The sequence below is a fragment of the Mucilaginibacter endophyticus genome (genome assembly GCF_003351025.1).
Lineage (GTDB): Bacteria > Bacteroidota > Bacteroidia > Sphingobacteriales > Sphingobacteriaceae > Mucilaginibacter > Mucilaginibacter endophyticus.
Window position 1 is genome coordinate 1055475 of record NZ_QPCG01000001.1, and the last position, 18450, is coordinate 1073924.

The 18450-nt window shown below is 43.0% G+C and carries 13 protein-coding genes; 6 read left to right on the top strand and 7 right to left on the bottom strand.

Translation table 11 applies throughout. The annotated features are described in order from the left end of the window. Positions 1–28 precede the first annotated feature (28 nt). Positions 29–1177 (top strand): sensor histidine kinase, encoded by a 1149-nt coding sequence (locus DUL71_RS04325; protein ID WP_114936894.1) that lies wholly within the window; start codon positions 29–31, stop codon positions 1175–1177. Beyond that, entirely contained in the window at positions 1174–1866 is a 693-nt protein-coding gene (locus tag DUL71_RS04330; protein WP_114936895.1) for a LytR/AlgR family response regulator transcription factor, read from the top strand. Before DUL71_RS04325 ends, DUL71_RS04330 begins: the two co-directional genes overlap by 4 nt. A gap of 18 nt (positions 1867–1884) precedes the next feature. On the opposite strand, the gene DUL71_RS04335 is transcribed toward DUL71_RS04330, so the two are convergent. Next, positions 1885–2169 carry a hypothetical protein gene (locus DUL71_RS04335; protein ID WP_114936896.1) on the bottom strand — a complete coding sequence of 95 codons (285 nt, stop codon included), beginning with the start codon at positions 2167–2169 and terminating at the stop codon, positions 1885–1887. Positions 2170–2448: 279 nt separating this feature from the next. Between DUL71_RS04335 and DUL71_RS04340 the strand changes: the two genes are divergently transcribed. Together DUL71_RS04340 and DUL71_RS04345 are read left to right on the top strand one after the other, a co-directional pair. Continuing rightward, entirely contained in the window at positions 2449–2850 is a 402-nt protein-coding gene (locus tag DUL71_RS04340; protein ID WP_161964367.1) for a response regulator, read from the top strand. Between the two features lie 220 nt (positions 2851–3070). Beyond that, positions 3071–5305, top strand: coding sequence for an alpha-galactosidase (locus DUL71_RS04345; RefSeq protein WP_208645472.1), 2235 nt, complete (start codon positions 3071–3073; stop codon positions 5303–5305). Between the two features lie 30 nt (positions 5306–5335). Here the strand turns inward: DUL71_RS04345 and DUL71_RS04350 are convergent, their stop codons facing one another. The 4 genes from DUL71_RS04350 to DUL71_RS04365 form a co-directional block, all read right to left on the bottom strand. Beyond that, on the bottom strand, positions 5336–6541 hold the full coding sequence (locus tag DUL71_RS04350; RefSeq protein WP_154402317.1) for a sensor histidine kinase: 1206 nt from the start codon (positions 6539–6541) through the stop codon (positions 5336–5338). Between the two features lie 356 nt (positions 6542–6897). Then, positions 6898–8418: a RagB/SusD family nutrient uptake outer membrane protein gene (locus DUL71_RS04355; RefSeq protein ID WP_114936899.1), complete on the bottom strand. Its 1521-nt coding sequence runs from the start codon at positions 8416–8418 to the stop codon at positions 6898–6900. Between the two features lie 8 nt (positions 8419–8426). Continuing rightward, complete coding sequence (locus tag DUL71_RS04360; RefSeq protein ID WP_161964368.1) at positions 8427–11846, bottom strand: TonB-dependent receptor; 3420 nt, start codon at positions 11844–11846, stop codon at positions 8427–8429. Between the two features lie 135 nt (positions 11847–11981). Next, a complete protein-coding gene (locus DUL71_RS04365) occupies positions 11982–13154 on the bottom strand; it encodes a FecR family protein (protein ID WP_114936900.1) in 1173 nt (390 codons plus the stop codon). Positions 13155–13282: 128 nt separating this feature from the next. Between DUL71_RS04365 and DUL71_RS04370 the strand changes: the two genes are divergently transcribed. Together DUL71_RS04370 and DUL71_RS04375 are read left to right on the top strand one after the other, a co-directional pair. After that, on the top strand, positions 13283–13867 hold the full coding sequence (locus DUL71_RS04370; protein ID WP_114936901.1) for an RNA polymerase sigma factor: 585 nt from the start codon (positions 13283–13285) through the stop codon (positions 13865–13867). Positions 13868–14055: 188 nt separating this feature from the next. Then, positions 14056–15036 (top strand): amidohydrolase family protein, encoded by a 981-nt coding sequence (locus DUL71_RS04375; RefSeq protein WP_114936902.1) that lies wholly within the window; start codon positions 14056–14058, stop codon positions 15034–15036. A 45-nt stretch (positions 15037–15081) separates the two neighbouring features. Here DUL71_RS04375 and DUL71_RS04380 read toward each other — a convergent pair whose 3' ends face one another. Further along, on the bottom strand, positions 15082–17535 hold the full coding sequence (locus DUL71_RS04380; protein WP_114936903.1) for a TonB-dependent receptor: 2454 nt from the start codon (positions 17533–17535) through the stop codon (positions 15082–15084). 72 nt (positions 17536–17607) lie between these two features. Beyond that, a complete protein-coding gene (locus DUL71_RS04385) occupies positions 17608–18411 on the bottom strand; it encodes an AraC family transcriptional regulator (protein WP_114936904.1) in 804 nt (267 codons plus the stop codon). Between the last annotated feature and the right edge of the window lie 39 nt (positions 18412–18450).

Genomic DNA, 18450 nt, shown 5'->3' on the forward strand with positions numbered 1-18450 from the left:
AACGGGGTGGTAATATACCTTTGACCTTATGCGCCGCATTAAAGCCAAATACATTATTGAGATACTGATCCACCTGGCGTTCTGGATAGGGGTTTACTATACACTGAGCTCTTTAACCAGTTCAACTATCAGTGTGCGCGTAAACCACAACGGGAAGATCATGGAACAAAGGGCAGTGGATACCATTTTTCCTTATTCGCGCTTCACACTTGTTTTTTTGGCATTGCTGTTTTATAGTAACATATTCTGGGTGTTTAGATGGGCACTCCGTTATAAAAATATTGCTATAGGCATTGTCATAGCTTTGGGATGGTTTATACTCATCTTTGTTGCCAATTATATTTTTGTTGGATCTAAACTGAGTAATAACTTGCCAATTGGGCCGCCAGTACCTGATTTTCCTGCGGCGCTTGGTGGCCATGATCATCTTATTCCAAACCGAAACGCCATTTTTGCCGTGGGAAATTGGATGCACATGCAGCTTACCATGCTGCTTATCTTTTTTACTGCTGCCGGGCTGTCGGTAGCTTATTTCTTTTTAAAGGAATGGGCACGCAATGAACTGGCACGAAACCGGCTGCAGGCCTATCAGCTGAGTACCGAGATCAAGTTCCTCAAATCGCAGATCAATCCTCATTTCCTGTTCAATACACTTAACAACCTATTTTCGATGGCACAGGAAAAAGGGAATCATGAACTTGCCGATGGGATCTCCAAACTTTCGGGCATGATGCGTTATATGATCTATGACAGTAATGCGGGAGGTGTACCCCTTAACAAAGAGATAGCATATTTGGAAGATTGCATCACACTTAATAAACTGCGTTATGCCGATGATGAGGTAAGCGTACTATTTGATCATCCTGCCCAAACTGGAAATATCACTATAGCACCAATGCTGTTTATCCCCTTTGTTGAAAATGCCTTTAAACATGGCGTTGCTATTGGCCATACATCTGATATCCACATAGCTATTTTGCTTTCAGGTAACAGGTTGATTTTTACCTGTACCAATCCTAAATACGCGACCGTAAAAAAGATGGAAGATGAAAAGAGTGGGATAGGCCTTGAAAATGTAAAGCGGCGGCTTGACCTGCTATACCCAGATAAGCACAACCTGCAGATAAATGAAGATGAAGGGAAATATATTGTTAAACTTGAAATTGACCTGGAATGATATCCTGTATTGCCATTGATGACGAGCCCAAGGCGCTGGAAGTGATTGAACGTTATTGCCACAAAACAAGCCTGGTTGATTTAAAGGCCACTTTTCGCGAGCCGGTAAAGGCAATCGAGTTTTTAAACCGGGAGAAAATAGATCTCATTTTCCTGGATATTAATATGCCGGATATCAGCGGAATGCAACTGGTACAAACTTTATCGCCCAGGCCAATGATTATTTTTACTACCGCTTACAGCCATTATGCCGTTGAAAGTTATGATCTCAACGCGCTCGATTATCTGCTTAAACCCATCACTTTTGAGCGTTATCTTGCGGCAATAAATAAAGCTGTAAGCAAACAGCCGTCAAAAAATAATGCAGGTAATGAGGATGAGCAAACCGTTTTTATCAAAAGCGGGCCGCAAACGTACCAGGTTAAGGTAGGGGACATCTTATACCTGGAAAAAGACGGCAACTATATTACCATTCATTTGAAAGACAAGAATATCCTGATCCGTGAAAATATGGGTGATATTTTTGATCTTGTGCCGGCGGCAGATTTTTTGCGGGTACACAAATCATATGTAGTGGCCATTAAACATATAGCCATGATCGAAGTACATCAACTTATCATCAATGGCGAAAAAATCCCCATCGGCAGCACTTATCGTGATCTTTTACGCAGCAGATTGGGGCTTAAATAATATCTTTTGAGGACAGCATTAAGAACCCGACTTCCAGATCTTGAAACTGTTTTCGTAAACGCCTTCAGCATCACGAATGATCAGCGAAAGGTGCTCCTTGCGTACCGGGAAATGCTGATCAACAGATTGATAGATATGCTGAAGCAGGCTACCCAGCTTGTGCTCCACTTCAAAACGGGAAATTGATACAACAATTTGGTTGGCAACAGCAGTAACGGTTCCGCCCGCAGCCAGCTGGCCTTTGATCAGGTGTGCTACAGCCGAACTGAGATCGGCTATTTGGGAAAGCTCTAATGGATTCATCTTCTGAAGCTATAACAACAAAAATTCAACCTTGTTTTAACCAGTGAATACTCACAAATAAATGTATGTGTTTGGTTATATATATGCAACAATTAATTAGTTTATGACCGGGCAATTAAATTAACAGACTATTGTTTATTTTTTCATATGCCAAAAAATCATATCTTGTACCCGTTCAGTTGTGAAAATATTATGCTGGTAATACCAGCAATTTAAATAAAGCCTGAGCCGTGCATGGTTCGGCAACCAAACCATCTACTAAATTACCGGAGGAACAACATGAATTATACTAAACCTGAAAGGGTTCTGGTTATTGATGACGAATCTATCAACAATTTTATAGCTCAGTCTATACTCAAAAAATATTATCCTGATATTAATGTTAAGTGTTGCCTGAGTGCCCAGGAAGGGCTTGATTTTTTACACAAACTTAAATCGGATGGTTATTCATTACCAGAATATATCTTTCTTGATCTTAACATGCGGGTAATGGATGGCTGGGATTTTCTCGACGAGTATATTGCATCGGGCTATTCTTCAGAAGGTACCCGGATCGTTATTTTAAGTTCATCGGTATTTAAACATGACGCAGACCGCGCTATGGCATATAATGTGGTTTTTGATTTTATAAGCAAACCACTATCGCCAGAACATCTTCATAAATTATTTAACGCGGAGTAATGAGGCGCGTAAAGCGTACATGTTACTAAGAATGCAATAGGTGTGCTGTCTGTATCATATCCTGATAGTATGTGAATCTCTGTTTTAAATTTTTATTTAGGGATTGATAAATGAGGAGTTCTTCACCTCGTAGTATATTGTTTTCGTCATAAATGTTTCGTTTAAAAGATCTACAATTATATATTTATTTTGGTGTAATTGCCTTGGTTGTTAATGACTTATGAAAAGAGTTCTGTTGCTGTTGTGCTTTGTTGCGGGATATCCAAGTTTTGCATTTGCTCAGAAATTACCGGTTGGGGATGCTGCCAGGCAGTCAACCGATGTGGGCGACTGGCTTATTAAACCCGAAATAAAAAAGGCAGATGTATACCAATCTCGTGATGGTAAGGATATCGTTCTTTATAACGGTTTGCTGCGTCGCAGTTTTAGGCTTGCGCCCAATGTGGCATGTTATGACTTTGTTAGCCTGCAAAACGGAAAACAACTCATCCGCTCTGTAAAAGCGGAAGCCCGGGTTACGATTAACGGAAAAAATTATAATGTCGGCGGCTTATATGGGCAGAAGGAAAACGCGTACCTACTTCCCGAATGGTTGGATAATTTCACTACAAGTAACAATGATTTCAGGTTTATCAATTACGAGGTGAAAGATATGGTGCCTGTTATAAACTGGAAAAGTAATGGTTGGTGGGCCGGTAATACAAAGCAGCCTTCGGGCAAAACAATTACGTTCTTTTATCAATCAAATTCAGATGAACTCGCCGGTATTAAAATAAGCGTTCATTATAGTATTTACGATGGCTTACCGCTTATTAGCAAATGGATTACTATTGAAAATAAGCGTACACAAACTATTAAGCTGAACCAGGTGGTTAATGAAATTATGGGTTTTGTAGAGGAGGAAAGTGCTGTAACCGGAGCAGCTAATCCCGCAAACGGTCCAGAAAAAAATCAGGATAACGTAGCCAAAGGCATGTTACCGCCGCAAAGCATTTATATTGAAAGTAATTATGCCTTTAATAATGCTATGCGCTACAACTTAAGCGATCAAACTACGCATTGGAAAACCGACTCAACCTATCGCTCGCAGGTTAATTATGAATTTGGTACACCCTGCCTGCTTGAAGTATACCCGGAGCAGGAAACAGGTACCGATATATTGCCAAATAGCAGTTTGCAATCGGTAACTACTTATGAGTTGCTTTTAGACAGTTATGACAGGGAACGACGCGGCCTTATGGTCCGTAAAATGTACCGGACTATTGCACCCTGGGTTACCGCCAACCCGATTTACATGCACCTGGTGAGTAAAAATGATGAACAGGTTCGGGCGGCTATTGATCAATGTGCGGCTACCGGGTATGAGGCTTTGATATTAAGCTTCGGCAGTCATATTGATCAGGAAGATGTTAGCGCGGCCAACTTGTTGAAGTGGAAACAGCTGGCCGATTACGCGCATCAGAAAAATATAAAAATTGGAGGGTACTCCTTGTTCAGCTCACGCAAGATTAGTGATGACGATGGTGTTATCAACCCCAAAACAGGGAAGCCCGGGGGCGCTTTTTTCGGTAACGCGCCGTGTTATGGAAGTAAATGGGGGCTGGCTTACCGGGATAAGATCAAAAAGTTTTATGCCGAAACAGGTTTTGATATCTGGGAAAATGACGGCCCGTATGCCGGAGATGTTTGTGCCTCTGTAAGCCATCCGGGTCATAAAAACCTTGACGATAGTCAGTGGAAGCAAATGGAAATACAGAAGGAACTGTATCATTGGCTTAACGAACGGGGTGTTTATATCAATGCGCCCGACTGGTATTTTTTGGATGGAACCAATAAAATTGGAATTGGCTACAGGGAGGTTAACTTTTCGCTTTCAAGAGCGCAGCAGATAATACTTAACCGTCAAAATATCTATGATGGCCTATGGAATGAAATTCCGGCTATGGTTTGGGGTTTTGTACCTCTTACCAAATACCAGGGTGGCGGTGCCGACGCAGTATTGGAGCCGCTTAATGATCACCTTACTGATTATAAAAAATTAATGATGCAATACTATGGGGCAGGGGTGCAAGCAGCTTATCGCGGACCACGTTTATATGATACCGAAGCAACCAAACAAACGGTTAAAGATGTAATAGCCTGGTATAAAAAATACCGTGATATTCTTAATTCGGATATCATTCACCTAAGGCGAGCCGATGGAAGGGATTGGGACGGTATCATGCACGTTAACCCTCAATTGAAGGAGAAGGGCTTGCTGATGTTATATAATCCGCTTAAACAAAAAATAATAAGAACAATTAAAGTTCCGCTGTATTACTGCGGGCTTTCGGAATCTGCTACCTTTTTGATCAATGGCGAAACAAGGATCGTTAAAAAAATAAACCGCGATTTTACCGCCAGTTTAACATTCAATCTTGATGCTGAAAGTTATACATGGGTTTTGGTTGAATAGTACAGGGCAATTGTCATTAATAGGGTTGCGTTAAATTGCTGTAAGTGTTTTGGCCGTTTCGGTTTCAATGGTTTGCCGTTGGTATAAGGGAAATTCTACAAAAAATGTGGCGCCACTTTTGACATTGCTTTCAAACCATATTTTTCCTTCAAGCGCTTCGGTAAACTGTTTACACAGCACAAGACCAAGGCCTGCGCCTTTCTCATTGCCGGTTCCCGGTACAGATCCTGAATTTAAATTGAAGATATCATCTGATAACTGAACCGGTTGTCCGTTTCCGCTATCGCTTACAGCTATCCTGCATATGCCATTTTCGGAGGCGGTAGTAACAGTTATGGTTCCGCCCGGCGCGGTGAATTTAATAGCATTGTTAACCAGGTTCCTGATAATCAGTTGAACCATATCGCCGTTCGCAATTATTTCAGAAAGCGGATCAAGCGCCATCTGAAAGGTGATCTTCTTTCGTTGTGCTATCGGTTGAAATATAAGCAGATGAGATGAAAGTAGTGCGGAAACATTAACAACAGTTCTGGTGAATTTGATCCCGTCCATCTGGTTCTTCGACCAGGAAAGTACATTATTAAGCAAATCTAATGTCCCCCTGGTTGAAAGGAGCAGCTGTTCTTCTATCTCCGACCTTTCCTCAATATTCAAGTTGATTTGGGAAAGAAGCTCGAGGTAGTTTTGAATGTTTGAAAGGGGTGCCCGCAGGTCATGCGAGATGATGGATAGCAATTTATTCTTTTCGTCATTAAGCACTTTCATTTCGGCTGTTTTTTCTTCTGCCGATTGCTTCTCAATCTCATAATTCCTTCTTATTACGTAAAACGTAAATAAGATAACTCCTACTACAGTGACATAGGCCGAGCTAAGATCAACATATCGATCAAGTTTCCTGGTGTAGGTAAACGGTACCCAGTTACCATGTTGGTATTGAAGATAATGCAACACCAAAAGGATCAGGATATTACTTGTCACTGCAATCCAATACCGTTTAACGGGTACAACAGCAACCATGATAACCATCACCAATACAAAGAAAAGATCTGTTGGGCCATCTACACCGGAGTTTAAAAAGTAGTTGACAGTAAACAGAACAAGACTTGTAGAGCAAAATATAAAGATGCCTATACCGGTATACGCTTTGATCCTGGACGCGAGATAGAGAACAATAACAATCAGTAGAGTTCCCGCGCTTATCAAAGCGATGTCGGGAAGGCCTACAAAAAAATTCAAGGGAATGTTATAGACAAGGGCAAGAATGCATATCAGGCAGATGGAGTGAAAAATCCGGGTTGTTAGCGGCAAATCCTTTCCATTCCCAACCAGGCGGGACCAAATCCCTGAAATCTTATCAAAAACTACCAACCTGCAAATGAATAATTGTAACTATCGTAAAAAACACGCTTCGGAATGCTAAGACGGGTTAATTATACGAATTTAAAACTATTATGTTTAAAATTTTAGTTGCTGGAGCTTGGTATTGAACTTGGATTTAGCGGTGTCGCTAACTTTTATAAAGGATGTCGAAGAAATATTTTTAGTGTTAATAAAAAAGCAGCGGTGAATTTGCCGCTGCTTTTTTCAATTGATTATTTATAATCCGGATTTTGTATCAGGACACCTCCGCTCTTATCAATTTCTGTTTGAGGGAGTGGCCAGTGGTAAAACTTATCCTCAAAATGATAATTAATGAGGGTTGATTTTACCGCGTTAAGCACAGGGCCGGCAATGTGCCATCTTAACAAATCGTAATGGCGTAAACCTTCAAAAGCAAGCTCAACACGGCGTTCATGCCTGATGCGTTCGCGCATCTGATCTTTAGTGTAACCGGCCGGATAGGCAGGCATATTTGCACGTGCACGCAAATCGGCCATGGCTTTATAAACTGTTGCATCCGGACCTGCAATTTCATTTTGCGCTTCCGCGTACATCAGCATTACTTCGCCTAAACGTAATATAACTGCGTCCTGCTGGCTAAGGGTGGAGAAACCATAAGGTATGTTATTAGGCTCCAGGAACTTGATAATACCGTAGCCTGTAGGCCTAAGGTTTGAAGGATGGTGAACTTTGCCAGGGCCAAAATAAACTGAATCAGCATATACGGTTTTAGCAAGCCTTGGGTCGCGGTGATTGAACTGGTTTTTAGTATCAGTTAACGGCGAAGTACCGTACGGTTGACCATCAGTACACTCGTAGGCATCTACCATGTTTTGCATTGGCGCGCAGGCGTCCCAGTCGCCATAATACATATCCCACGGAGCTGTATTGTTTGGCGCCAGGAAGTTAACCGAAAACATGATCTCGGTGTTGTTTTTCTGAGTAGCATCCCTGAAGATGTCTTCAAAATTGGTGCTTAATTTGTATTGGCCCATCAAATCAAGACAAAGGTCGCGCACCTGGGTTAGCATGGTAGCGTCAGCAGTACCGGTGTTACCGAAAGCTGCAAATAGTAATACCCTTGCCTTTAAAGCTTTGGCAGATGATGCCGCGGCATGGCCACCATTAGCGTAATAAGCGTTGCTGCTCAAATTAGCAATGCCATAATCAAGGTCGGCAGTGATTTGGGCAAGTACTTGCGCAGCAGGCACCTTAGGTTGCTTTTGGTTGCTCAGGTCAAGCGGCTGTACTACCAAAGGCACATCGCCATAAATGCTGTATAATTGGAAGTAAAGAAATGCACGGATAAACCTTACTTCGCCTTCGTAAATTTTACGCTGGCTATCAGAAATATCCGCGCCTTTGTAACCGCCTAAATTTTGCAGAAACAGGTTTACCCTGGCAATGCCAACATAGCTATCATTATAAATAGCAGTTTCGTAACCGCCGGTTGTAGGGTTAAAATTACCCTGTACAAAATCTTTAGCGGCGCCCGAATTAAATTGGTTATAGCCGTTATCGGTAAACCCATCCCTAAAGCCCATGCCATAGGAAAATTCTTCTGTTTGAAGTGAAGCGTAAACAGCCGCTAAAGCTGCATCAAAATCCGCCTTTGTTTTATAGAAAGTTGAAGTGGCAATCTGGTCGTTAGGATTAAGGTCCAGTGCCTTTTTACATGCGCCTAAAAACAGCGATGTAATTAATATGATGGTTATTATAATTCGATTTTTCATGGGGCTAATTAAAAGGAAACGTTCAAACCAAAAGAGTAGATTTTATTTTGCGGGTACTGCACCTGGTCGCCGCTGCCATAACGTTCAGGGTCAAGGCCTTTAAACTTGGTAATAGTTAACAAGTTATCGCCTGCAAAATAAACCCTTAACCTGTTGATACCTATCTTTTTGGTAAGCTGCGACGGAAGGGTATAACCAAACACCAGGTTTTTAAGCCTTAAGTATGATGCATCCTGCAGGAAATATGAAGACCGGCGACCGATTTTATCAGGTGCACTTTGGCCGAAATAAAGGCGTGGCATAGTGGTTGAAGGATGCTCTGGTGTCCAGGCGTTCAGCCAATCTGTAGTTGGTGATGATCCCTGTACAAAAGGTATAGTACCCCAGCCAGACACATATGATTTAACGCCATAAACGCCCTGCATCATGGCCGACAAATCAAAACCTTTAAAGCTGGCTGATAGGTTAAATGAGTAGTTTAATTTTGGATAAACGCCGCCAATAATGGTTCTATCATTCTGGTCAATTTTGCCGTCACCGTTTACATCTTTGTATTTTAAATCGCCTGGTAGTGTAGAGTCAGAAAACTGTTTAGGGGAGTTAGCTACTTCCTGTGCCGACTGGAATATGCCGATAACCTGCAACATGTAGAATGAATTCCATGGCTGTCCGTTTTGGTTAATGGTATAGTCACCAATTTCGGTCTGACCAAATTTTACCAGCTTATTCCTGTTATGATCAACGTTTGCGCCTACATTAAAGGCTAAACCTCTTAAAGCACCGTCAGTTATTACGTTATTATATGATACACCAAGTTCAATACCTCGGTTATTCACCGAACCATCATTAATAGTAGGGGCGCTCAAGCCAACAGCCGCTGTAACCTGGGCCTGTCGTAAAATATCAGATGTTGTTTTGTTATACCAATCGGCAGTTAAGTTAAAGTTTTTGAAAACGGTAACATCCAGGCCAATATCAGTCATGGTGGTAGTTTCCCATTTAATGGCCGGGTTGTTCAGGTTTTGCTGAGCTACACCGGTTACCAATGTTGAATTGTCAAAGGAATAGTTACCGGTGAAATTCAGTAAGGCCTGGTATGGATAATTGGCGCCGTAGCCATTAATAACTATATTCTGATTACCCAATTGCCCCCATGACCCTCTTAGTTTGAAGTTATCCAACCAGGTTAAATTCATGGCTTTTACAAAGGGCTCTTCTGTAACACGCCAGCCTGCCGAAAACGATGGAAACACGCCCCATTTGTTTTTACCGGCAAATTTTGAACTTCCGTCATCGCGCACGTTAGCCTCTAACAGGTAACGGCCCAGATAATCATAATTTAAACGGCCGAAGTACGACATTAAAGCCCATTGATTGCTGCTGCCATAAGCATTTTGTATGTCCGAACCGCCTGCATTTAACTCTTGCAGATCAAGGTCTGGAAAGTTTTTACGGTAGCCCTGCAGGTATTGATATTTACTTTGCTCAATACTGTAGCCAACTTGTGCCTTAAGGTTATGCCCATGGAAATTATGTGCGTAGTTTAAATAACTGAATAAGTTGGTGTATACTGTTTGCTCATCCTGATCGGTTAAGCCTTTACCAAGGTCAAGCGAGGTAGCCAGTTGATTAGTTTTAAAGTTATACTCATCAAGGGTGGCTTTAAAATCCTTGTACTTATTCATGTTGAAGTTTACGGCACCTTTAGTATACCATGAAAAGTCTTTGTTAAACTGAACTTCAAACCAGCCCTGAGCATTTACCGCATAATCATTAGTGATCCTCCGGAAGTTTTGATCCAATACAGCTATAGGGTTTTTGTTGTTGTACTCAAAGTCGTACGCTTTGTAGGTGTAGTGTCCGCTGCCATCAGTAAGGTAAGGGCCGTAAGTAGGAGCCTGCGACATGGCCGAAAGGAAAAGGTCCATAGATGAACCGTCCCATTGGCTTGGCGATGAAGGGTTACCGGCCACAGCGCCCCTGGTACCTGATTTTAGCAATACGTTAGTCCCAAATTTGATATGGTCGTTGATTTTTGAAGTTAAATTGATACGTGCGCTATATCGTTTGTAATCAAATCCCCGCTCAATACCATCCTGATCAACATAACCTAATGATACATTGTAAGTAGTTTTTTCGCTGCCACCACTAAAAGTCAGGTTGTGGTTTTGTGTTACCGCTGTCCTGAAGATGAGGCTTAACCAATCGGTATTCGGATAATGCAGCCTGTCTGTACTGGTACGATACAGGTCGATCTGGTCTTGCGGATAAAGCGAACCCGGGTCAGTAGTACCGCTGTTGATGCGGGCCTGGTTAAACATCTCCATATATTGGGCGGAGTTGGTTACCAGTTTAAACATTTTAGTAGGACTGTTATAGCCTAAATTGCCATCATAAGTAACAGACATTTGGCCGGCTTTGCCTTGTTTGGTTGTTACCAATACCACACCGTTTGCGGCCCTTGAACCATATATGGAAGCCGAAGCTGCGTCTTTCAGAACAGATATGTTATCGATATCGGTTGGGTTAAGATCAGCAAAGTTACCAGGCACGCCATCAATCAACACCAATGGATCTGAACCTGCACCGCTAAACGTGCTGTTACCACGGATACGGATAGATACAGCCTCGTTTCCCGGCTCGCCCGAACCTGTGTTTACCTGTACACCCGGGGCTAAACCTTCAAGCATCGACGCTGTATTCACTACAGGGCGTTTATTCAGTGTTTCGCCGGTTACCGTTGCTACGGCACCTGTAAGGTTTACCTTTTTTTGTGTACCATAACCAACCACCACAATTTCGTTAAGTGCCGATGTTTGTTCTTTAAGCACTACATCAATTTTGGTTTGGTTGCCAACTGGTATTTCCTGGTTAATGAAGCCTACAAATGAGTAAACAAGTACGGCGTTATTATCCACAGTAATGCTATAATTACCGTCAATATTGGTTTGCGCTCCTGTGTTGGTGCCTTTCACCTTTATGGTTACCCCCGGTAAAGGGGCACCTTTCTGATCTTTTACCGTACCTGTAACTGTTATCACCTGGGCCGGTTTTTTTTCGGCAGGTTTGGGGGTAACTACAATGGTGGTATTGTTAATGACATAACTAAAAGGCTGATCACGAAAGCACTCGCGCAATACCTCTTCAAGTGCTGCATCCTTAAGGTCTACACTTACGGGCAACGCCTTTTTTAGCATTTTGGTGTTATAAAGCACGCTATAGCCGCTTTGCCTGTGGATGTCCTTAAGCGTTTCCACCAGCGAAGCATTATTTTTACTTAGGCTTATCCTTTGTGCAAATGTGGTTGAGGCACTTACCTGAAGTATCGAAACCAGACACAAAAAGAACGACAATTTCATGAACAGAAATATTTTTGATACAGCACGGGGTATCTGCCCGCGCCTTAATGCAGTAGAATTTTTGTACATTTGAATGTTAGGTTAAATAATTGGTTGTGAGAAAAATGATCGTTAACTGACCTGATTTGCTACCCGTAGCATTGTGCCAGGGGCGGTGCGAACGCTCCTGGCCATCTTTAAGGATAGCATTATGTAAGTAGCTGATTACTTCATAATGATAACCCTCCTTCCTTCAATTTTGTAATGGATACTACCGGTTAGCTTAATATTATCAAGCAACTCTTTAATATCCTTGTATTTTGATATAGTACCACCAAATTCGTTTTCCTGAACCTGGGCATCCTGATATTCGATATCCACATTGTACCAGCGGCTTACCTGCTTCATGATATTCACAATACTTTGATCATGAAATACAAAAAAGCCATTGATCCATGCCATGTTTGCTTCAACATCGGCCTTTTGTACCTTTATTGATGAACCGTTTTGATTTACACTGCCTTGCTGACCCGGTAACAGCATTACTGCCGCCTGGCCCTTGCTCATTTTAACTGAGCCTTCAAGCAACGTGGTGGTGATTTCCTGGTTATCGTTATATGCGTTAATGTTAAAGTGGGTGCCAAATACCTGTACCTGCGTACCGTTGGCTTTAACTATAAATGGATGCGCCTTATCTTTTGCGACCTCAAAATAGGCCTCGCCGGTCAATTCAACTTCGCGGTTGGTCCCGTTAAAAAACTCCGGAAACCTGATTGATGAAGCAGCGTTGAGCTGTACTTTGGTGCCATCTGCCAGTATAACCTGGTATTGACCGCCACGGGGGGTGGTAATGGTATTGATTTCAGGGATGTCTTTTTGTCCCTTTTCGCCAGCTTTTCTGTCAAATTTATAAACCACTACGCCATTGCCGGTTTTATTTACTGTCACCGCCGATTGATTTGCCAGTGCTCCATTTTTTGCATCGTCCAGTACAATCTGTGATCCATTGGCTAAGGTGAGGTAGGCCTTGTTGCTGCCTGGAACAATAGGTTTTGGGTGGTTATTTGCTGTCAGGTTTACATTACCAGTTTCCTGATTTTTTTTAGCCGGGATAAAAAGCAATCCTGCTGATAGAGCCACCAGTAAAACTGCCGCTATTTGCAACCACCTGCTTTTATAAATTTTGTGTTTGCTTATTGGTACTACTTTTCGGTTTTGGTTTAGGCGTTGCCATATACGGGCGCGTACATCGGCTTCATTAGCATCTTCATCATCCCAACCTTCTTCGGCCAATAGCATTTCATCGCGGTATGCATCCAATAGCTGTTTTTCAGCATCGGTACATTGGCCGCTCATGTATTTCTCATACAGTGCCAGGAACTCGTCTTTGGTTATCATTAGGTTGTAATTGCAGGTTTATATGGTGTTAGTGTAAATTTCATGCAGGCACACACATACATTTTTTGATTTTTTTTTACAGGCTGTCTTAAGTGTTGAATTATTCCTAATTTTATCCGACCAGTTATATGTATAATACCCCTGTTAGTGATCCGGAGCTTTGGCTTGCCGTTCGTAACGACGATGAGCATGCGTTTGCTATGCTTTTTGACCGCTACTGGGTGAGGTTGTATAAAACTGCCCTAAGATACCTGAAAGACCGCGAGCAAAGCGAAGAGGCAGTACATGATGTTTTCCTGAATATTTGGGAACGCCGTGGCCAACTGGAAATAGAATCTGTTCCTAATTTTTTATTATCGGCCATTCGCTATCAGGTATATAACCGTATGCGTGCCGCGAAGCCACCCGTAACCTTAGAACTTGGCGACCTGGAAATGAGCAACCTGCCAGATTATAACCAGGGCGATTTCCGTATCAAAAACCAGGAACTGTTAAAGGAGCTAAGTCAGTACCTGGAAAAACTACCTAAACGCTGCCAGGAAATATTTTATATGAGCCGTATGGACAACCTGAGCAATCAGGAAATAGCCGGCCGCCTCGGAATATCCAAACGAACCGTCGAAAACCAGATAACCATGGCCTTGAAACATCTGCGGAGCTGCTTTAAACAAGTATCGACTATCCTTTGCCTATATTATATGTTTTTTAAATAGTGACCAGATACTGCACGGCACACTTTGCTTACTTTCCGGTAATTGTTCAATTCTCATATAATCAAATCGCTCAGAACGCATTTTGGACGGTATGATATACCGGGAATTGTTCTATTAATCTCGTTAATTGTCCATTGATGGTTAACACTCACTGCATTTACTTTGTATTGATTTAAATACTTGTGAAAATGAGAATAGTAACCATAGAAGAGCATGTTTCATTTCCTGAAATGAGCGGATTTTTGCCGGCTGATATACTTAGTAAAAGACGACATTCGACTGCTGCTGCACATATGATGCCCAAGCTGGCCGACATCTCCGGCGAACGTTTAACCTCGATGGACCAATGTGGTATTTCGATGCAGGTGCTTTCAGTCGAAAACACAGATGTAAATTTATTAGATAGTACCGCCGCGCCATATTTTGCCACAAAATATAATAACATGCTGGCCGAAAAAATCAGCGATCACCGCGGGCGTTTTACTGCGTTTGCCCATCTCCCGATGACCGCGCCGATGGCTGCCGCAGATGAGTTAGAACGCACGGTAAACGATTTAGATTTCCGAGGCGCGATGATCAGGGGCCTTACCAACGGCGAATTTCTGGATGCGCCAAAATTTGCGCCAATATTTGAAAAAGCCGAAAAACTTGGTGTCCCAATCTATATCCATCCCGGCCTGCCGCCGCAAGCAGTAATGGATGCATACTATAGTAATGTTGGCGGTAAAACGGGAGCGTTTGAGGCGATAGCATGCTGGGGATGGGGCTGGCATTCTGAAACGGCAGTCCACGTACTTCGGCTTTTAGCAGCAGGTACATTTGATAAGTATCCGAAGCTGAAAGTAATCATCGGCCACATGGGTGAAATGCTGCCTATGATGTGGGTGCGGTCAAATCGCGCTTTTCAGCCGGGCAACGGGGCCGCGAATCAACGCACACTGGAGGATACTTTTCGTGAGCAGTTGTATATAACCACAAGCGGCTTTTTTACACAGCCACCACTGCAACTGGCCCTGGATACTATCGGTATCGACAACATTATGGTGTCGGTAGATTATCCTTTTAGCAGTAATCAGATGGGTATTGATTTTTTGAATGAAATACAACTTCCGCCCGATCAGGTAGCAAAAATTGCACACCAAAATGCCGACAAGCTTCTTGGACTTTAAGTTAAATAGATTTACATCAGGTTATGTTTTGCTGATTATGCAATATTAAAACTCCCGGTCGTTTAATTCGCTGTTAGGTAATTTTAGCTTACTGGTAAAACGGTTGAGGTTAAAACTCAGGTTGATCAATAACACATTGGTTTCATAAATGTAATTAGTGGTGGTATAGAAGTCGGTACCCGAAGTGGTGATCCGTTGCCTGGCCGCGTTAAAAATGCCGATATTTTGCCAAAGTAATGATGCTGCCAAACGGCCGTTCATGAAAGTTTTCTTTACCGAAGTATTGGGAATAAAATACCGGGAATCTTCGCCCTGCGCCGTAGGACGTTTGGACAGGTAGTTGAAATTAGCCTGCGCGCTCCAGGTTTTACTAAACTGGAAAGCTGTGTTCATATTCAATGTATAGGCCAAGCGCTGGTTGTTAACGGCAAAAGGCTGATCAAGAATGCGGATATCGCCACTAATATGGTAATTATAGGCGTTGGCGCCTAAATATAAGCTCCACCATTTTTTGAGTTGCAGGTTAGTCCCCATTTCCACACCTATTTGGTTGGCAACGCCTGCATTGGTGTAAACCCGGTTTAGTATGGTATCGGCATAAACACTGTTAAGGCGCTGTATCGGGTTTTTGATATGCTGATAATAACCGGTTAAAAAAAACGTACCCGATTTAAAGCTGTGTGTTAAACCCAGTTCTGCCTGATCAATAAATTCGGGTAGCAGGTCGGGGTCGCCTTCTTCCAGTGTTTCCGAATGCTCGCGCTCGGGGATAGGGTTCAGCTCCAGGTTGGTGGTGCGGTTAATGCGTCTGCTGTAATCGGCCTTAAGCTTCCAACCCTCGCTTAAATTATACTGTATCAATACCGACGGAAAGAGGTTTGATAAGTTGAGCCGGTGTATTGTTGGATCATAGGAAAGGGTAACCGACCGGCTGGCATATTCATACCGCAGGCCTCCGTTATATTCCCATTGGCCCGATTTACCTGTATACTGACTGTAAACAGAGTTGATGACATTTTTTGCATGCAGGCTGCCTTGAAATTTGGCAGCATCCGGCTGCGACGTGGGAGGTGTAACTAAATAATCAAACTGCCCGTCTTGTGTATCATATCTTAGCTGATAACCGCTTTCCAGCTTGCCTTTTCCTATGGGTAGGCTATAATCTAACCTGAAACGATAACCCGTAATAGGTCTTTTGTAAGGATTATATACATATTGAATAGTATCGGCTGTGTTGGGATAATGCAGGTTCCGGTTTTTGGTGTTGCCGTAAAGATCTGCGTGTTCATAAACCATACCCGCAGTCAGGGTTGATTTATCATGAAAAGTATGCGTATAATCCAGGTTGGCCAGTGCAAAGCTACCCTCTTTTGTTTGGAGGTTGGAATTATAATAGGTTGTATTTTTAATAAGCGCATTATTGCTCAGGTTTGATGTAGTGTTGTGATAGAGGAGATCGGCAACACGATCCTGGTAGCGTTGGCCCAGGAACAGGCCTCCCGAGAAAACATTGGCCGCGTCTGCCGTGAAGTTGATGGATGCACGACCTGCATAATTGTACTTTTTGAAACTGCGTTCTCCGGTTGAAGGGAAGCGGGTGATAGTGCCTGCAGCAAAGTTTTTAGTGTAAACATCACCTTCACGATACCCGGCATTGTCGTTGCGGTTATAGTTACCACCTACCGAAATATCCCATTTGCCTTTACGGTAATTCAGGGTAGCATCGGCACCAAAACGCACCGGTTTACGCGTATTGCCGAAATAGCCGGTGCTGGGTAGGCCTCCCTGTACATTGGTTGCCAGTGTTATGCCATCTGTTGCGCCTTTTTTTGTGATGATATTGAGAATGCCACCCCGCCCGTCGGGATCGTATTTAGCCGATGGCGAGGTAATTACTTCAATATTCGCTATCGAATTAGCGGGTATTTGCGAAAGCACGGTTTGCGCATCGGTAATAACTGGTTTGCCATTTACAAGCACCATAAAGCTTTCTGAACCTCGCATGCTGATGTTCCCTTCGCCATTAACAGATACTGATGGCAGGTTTTTGATCACATCAATAGCCGAGCCACCGCGGGCTGCTTCAAACTGACCGGCCCTGTAAACTTGCTTGTCGATTTTATTAACAGCATTTACCTGCTGGCCTTTTACATTAACTTCGTTCAGCAGTTTACTGGCCGGTTGCAAAAGTACGTCGCCGAGATTGAGTTGCTGGCCTTTAGTTAAGCGGATGTCTGTTTTGATGATATCGCGATAGCCGATGAAGGCAATTTTTAAGCGATAAGTCCCGGCTGCTATTTTCCCGAACCAGAAAGTGCCGTTGGCTTTGGTAACTGTACCTGTCACCAGGGCCGAATCGCCGGAGCGGATCATGGCAACGCTCGCATATGCTATAGGCAGATGGTTCTGGTTATCTAAAGCTCTGCCTTTTAGCTGGGCGGTTTGTGCAAAAAGAAGTACCGGGCTGCAAAGCAGAAAAAAAGCAAACAGTTTTTTCATGGCTGATTCTTGCCCAAAAATACCCTGACGTTTGCAGGGTACGCGGTAGTATTGCAGCCTTGTACGGTATATTTAGTGCCTGGACTGTGATAATTCGCGGTATGCCCCCGGGGTAAGGTTAGTATTGGTTTTAAAAAACTTAACAAAGTGGGAGGTATCGGTGAAATGCAATACATGCGCAATCTCTTTGATCGGGTGATCTGTGGCCGATAATAAGGTTTTAGCCTCCAGCAGCAGGCGCTCAGTCAGCATCATCGACGGGGTTTTGCCGTTAGCTTCGCGGCAAACCTGGATAAGCTGGTGTGTGGATACATTCAGTTCGTCTGCATAATCCTTCACATTTTTTGCCCCAGCATCAGTATTATGTAACAGGCTCTTGAACTGGTAATATAAGGCGTTTGCGGGCGGCTTTGGGCCCTTGCCAGAAAGTGCGTCGGTTTTTTCCAGGAGCAGGCGCATATAAGCCATTAGTACCGGGATCTCTGTTTGGGTTTGCGTGTATTCTTCATGAAATAAGGCCAGTAACTGCATATAAGCGCGGCTATCCTGCACATCTATCAGAATATTTAGCTGGTAAACCAGTGCAAGTAGTTGGGCGTCAAGTAATTCTTCCTTAAATAGCACCACATAACCTTTGGGTATGCGAGTGAAATTCCAGCAATGCGTTTGCCCTGGTTTCAGGAAAAATATCATGGGCGGGTTTACCTCGTATGTAATATCATCTATCACATGCTCGCCGGCGCCGTCGCTCAAAACAATCAGCTCAAAATACCCGGCGTGTTTGTGCGGTACAGTGGGTTTAATCACCTCCTTAAAAGGACTGATCTTTAAAACCTGCTCCTGGCTAATCTTTGATTTAAACGGTAATATGCTCATGTCTGCTCAAAAATAAGCAACGTAATAAGATCTTCACTG

Excerpts from the sequence above, each read along its gene's own strand:
- DUL71_RS04380 (WP_114936903.1), bottom strand. The coding sequence starts at position 17,535 with ATGAAAAAACTGTTTGCTTTTTTTCTGCTTTGCAGCCCGGTACTTCTT.
- DUL71_RS04375 (WP_114936902.1), top strand. The coding sequence starts at position 14,056 with ATGAGAATAGTAACCATAGAAGAGCATGTTTCATTTCCTGAAATGAGC.
- DUL71_RS04345 (WP_208645472.1), top strand. The coding sequence starts at position 3,071 with ATGAAAAGAGTTCTGTTGCTGTTGTGCTTTGTTGCGGGATATCCAAGT.
- DUL71_RS04370 (WP_114936901.1), top strand. The coding sequence starts at position 13,283 with ATGTATAATACCCCTGTTAGTGATCCGGAGCTTTGGCTTGCCGTTCGT.
- DUL71_RS04355 (WP_114936899.1), bottom strand. The coding sequence starts at position 8,418 with ATGAAAAATCGAATTATAATAACCATCATATTAATTACATCGCTGTTT.
- DUL71_RS04335 (WP_114936896.1), bottom strand. The coding sequence starts at position 2,169 with ATGAATCCATTAGAGCTTTCCCAAATAGCCGATCTCAGTTCGGCTGTA.
- DUL71_RS04340 (WP_161964367.1), top strand. The coding sequence starts at position 2,449 with ATGAATTATACTAAACCTGAAAGGGTTCTGGTTATTGATGACGAATCT.
- DUL71_RS04360 (WP_161964368.1), bottom strand. The coding sequence starts at position 11,846 with ATGTACAAAAATTCTACTGCATTAAGGCGCGGGCAGATACCCCGTGCT.
- DUL71_RS04325 (WP_114936894.1), top strand. The coding sequence starts at position 29 with ATGCGCCGCATTAAAGCCAAATACATTATTGAGATACTGATCCACCTG.
- DUL71_RS04330 (WP_114936895.1), top strand. The coding sequence starts at position 1,174 with ATGATATCCTGTATTGCCATTGATGACGAGCCCAAGGCGCTGGAAGTG.
- DUL71_RS04385 (WP_114936904.1), bottom strand. The coding sequence starts at position 18,411 with ATGAGCATATTACCGTTTAAATCAAAGATTAGCCAGGAGCAGGTTTTA.
- DUL71_RS04365 (WP_114936900.1), bottom strand. The coding sequence starts at position 13,154 with ATGATAACCAAAGACGAGTTCCTGGCACTGTATGAGAAATACATGAGC.